Source organism: Pseudorhodoferax sp. Leaf267 (assembly GCF_001422405.1).
Taxonomy (GTDB): Bacteria; Pseudomonadota; Gammaproteobacteria; order Burkholderiales; family Burkholderiaceae_C; genus Pseudorhodoferax.
The window spans coordinates 403,737-406,474 of sequence record NZ_LMMV01000001.1; the positions used below are offsets into that span (position 1 = coordinate 403,737).

At 75.2% G+C, this 2,738-nt stretch carries 2 protein-coding genes; both read right to left on the bottom strand.

All coding sequences use genetic code 11. The features are described from left to right. Positions 1-14: 14 nt before the first annotated feature. Positions 15-1,913, bottom strand: a complete 1,899-nt coding sequence (locus ASF43_RS01885; protein WP_056175868.1) for an HlyD family efflux transporter periplasmic adaptor subunit — start codon at positions 1,911-1,913, stop codon at positions 15-17. Between the two features lie 6 nt (positions 1,914-1,919). After that, positions 1,920-2,693, bottom strand: a complete 774-nt coding sequence (locus tag ASF43_RS01890) for a SapC family protein (protein ID WP_056175870.1) — start codon at positions 2,691-2,693, stop codon at positions 1,920-1,922. Positions 2,694-2,738: the final 45 nt, after the last annotated feature.

Below are 2,738 nucleotides of genomic sequence, written 5' to 3' on the forward strand. Positions count from 1 at the left end.
CGGTGGCGCGCGCATCACGGCATCCACTTCCAGAACGCCAGGCGCAGCCAGTCGGTCAGGTTGTGCGTCCAGATCCACCACAGCCGTGCCTCGCCCACGCCGATCTTGCCCACGCCCTCCATGCCGGGGCGCAGGCGTGCGGCCTCGGCCGTGGGGGGCGAGGCCTCGCGCACCCGGGCCTCGACGCGGTAGAAGTTGCGGCCGTCGCGCGCCGTGGAGACGGGTGTGACCTGGGCCACCTCGAACGGCACGCGTTCGCCGGTCAGCCCCGCCAGCGCGAGCTCGCCGTGCTGGCCGGTGCGCACGGCCGCGATGTCGCGTTCGTCCACCTCCAGCACCACGCGCCAGCGGTCCAGCGGCGCCACCTCGAACAACAGCTTGCCCGACTCCAGCGGCGTGCCCAGCAGCGCGCGCACGTCGCCGCTGACCACCACGCCGTCGAACGGGGCCAGCACCTGGGCGCGCGCGAGTTGCTGCTCGGCCAGCTGGCGCTGCGCCGCGGCCTGTGCGATGCGGGCCTGGGCCTGCGCCATCTCGGCGCGGTCCTGCGCGGCGGCGGCCTGGCGGTAGCGGCGGTCGGCCAGGTCCTCCTCGGCCGCCCAGCGCGTGCGCTCGAGCTGCAGGTCGCGGTCCTGCATGCGGGCCAGCACCTGGCCGGCGCGCACCACGTCACCCGCGCGCACCTGGCTGTCGGCCAGCACGCCGGCAAACGGCGCCACGCTGGAGCGCTGCACCTCGCCCTCGACCACCGTACGGGCCGACACGCGCCACGGCGCCGTGACCAGCGCTGGCGCGCACAGCAGCGCCAGCACCACGACCGCGGCCAGCTTGGCGCCCGCATGGCCGGGGCCGGCGACGGCGTGCGCGGCGGCGCGCGTGGCATCGGCCGTGCGGCGCAGCAGGCCGCGCTCGTTCTCGCGCTTGAGCGCCAGCACCGGCCCCAGCATCAGGCCCAGCGCGCGCACGCTGGCGGCCTCGCCGTCGTCGAAGGCTGCATCGGCACGCTCCAGCGTCATCACGCCCAGCGTGCGGCCCTGGTCCATCAGCGGCACGGACATCACGCCGGCGCTGTCGTTCGCGTCGGCCAGCGCCTGCTGGGCCAGCGGGTCGATGGCGTCCGCGGCCTCATGCCCGGCGGCCACGGGGTGGCGCACCAGGCTGGCGGCATCCAGCGCCTCGTCCATGGCCTGGCCGATCAGGCGCACGCCGTTGCCGCGCGCATCGAATGTGGCGGTGTGCGACAGCACCTCGACCGCGATGCTGCCGGCCCGCTCGAAGCCCAGGCTCACGCGGTGGCAGCGCAGCCGGGCGGCCACCTCGTTGGCCAGGGCCAGCGAGGCGGCGCCCAGGCGCGGGTGCTGCATGGCGGTGGCCAGCAGCTCGCCGACCAGCGCCATGCGCGACAGCTCGGCCTGCAGCGGCTGCATGGCGCGGGCGCGGATGCGCTCGATGAGCCAGGCGCTGGCCCAATGCAGCTGGCGCGGCGCGCGTTGCAGGTCCAGCCCCGGCACGCCGCGCAGCTGCAGCGCGACCGCGCCGTGCAGCGCGCCGTCCACGGCGATGGGGTAGGCCACGTGCACGGGCTCGCCGGGCCGCGGCGGCAGCGCGCCCGACAGCGCACCGCGGATGTCGCCGCGCCCCGTGGCCAGCGCGCGCTCGGCCACCGGCCCGAGCGCGCGCGCGCCCTGGGCCGGGTCGGGCCAGGCCGCCGCCGCGCTGAAGCCGCCCCGGGCCACCGTGCCGCGCACCAGCAGCGCCGACTCCACCTGCGTGACCTGCGCGCACAGCAGCGCCAGCCAGGCCTGGTGGAACTCGGTGTCGTCGTGCGCATTGGCAAAGCGCGCCCAGTCGGCCGCCTCGGCGCGCGGCGCGGCCGTTCCTGCGAACGCGTGCAGCTCGGAGTCGTCCCCCATCGCCGGCTAGGCGGGCTCGGCCGTGGCAGCGGTGGGGGCGGTGGCGGTTGCGGCGGTTCCCACGAGCCGCTGGCTCAGGGCCTGGAAGTTGCGCATGGAATGCAGGTGCAGGTGCACCAGTTCGAGCTCGCCGCCGCGGGCCAGGGCCGCCAGGGCTGCGTCGTCCAGCGCATGCAGCCGGGTGCGGCTGATGGCGTGGAAGCCGCCCAGCGCCAGCTTCTCGCCCGAGCCCAGCGTGAACTCGGCCTGCATCGGCTCTAGCAGGTCCAGCGCCTTGAGCCGGGCCGCCAGCGCGCGCGTGCGGGTGAACTCCTGGCGGTAGTCCTGCAGGAAGCGCAGCACGCCGTCCACGTAGGGCGTGGGCTTGCCCTCGGCGTCGAACAGCGCCTGGCCGCGGCCCTGCCAGTTCAGGCCGGTGAAGGCTTCGTCCACGCACAGCGTGAAGGTCTGGCCCTCGTCGGAGGTGGAGAAGATGAACGGGTAGCGCCGGATGAAGGCCGGCACGTAGGGCACGCGCCAGGCGCCGGCCGCGTCCAGGTACAGGTTCTCGCCCGCGCGTGCGCCCAGCAGCACCAGCGGCACGACCTCGTCGGGCGTGCCGGTGTCGGCGAACACGATGGCGTAGTCCTCGCTGGCACGCGCGAATTCCGCGGCCATCACGGGCACCGAGTTGAGGTGGCGGCAAAAGCCGAAGCTCTCGGCGCCCTCCACGGCGCAGCTGCCGTGGCGCGCGGCCGAGACCGGCACGGCCGTTTCGTAGATCAGTTGCTGAACAGGCATGGATGTCGCGATGCTCCGGTTGCAGGGTGGGCGATTGTGGTGCGG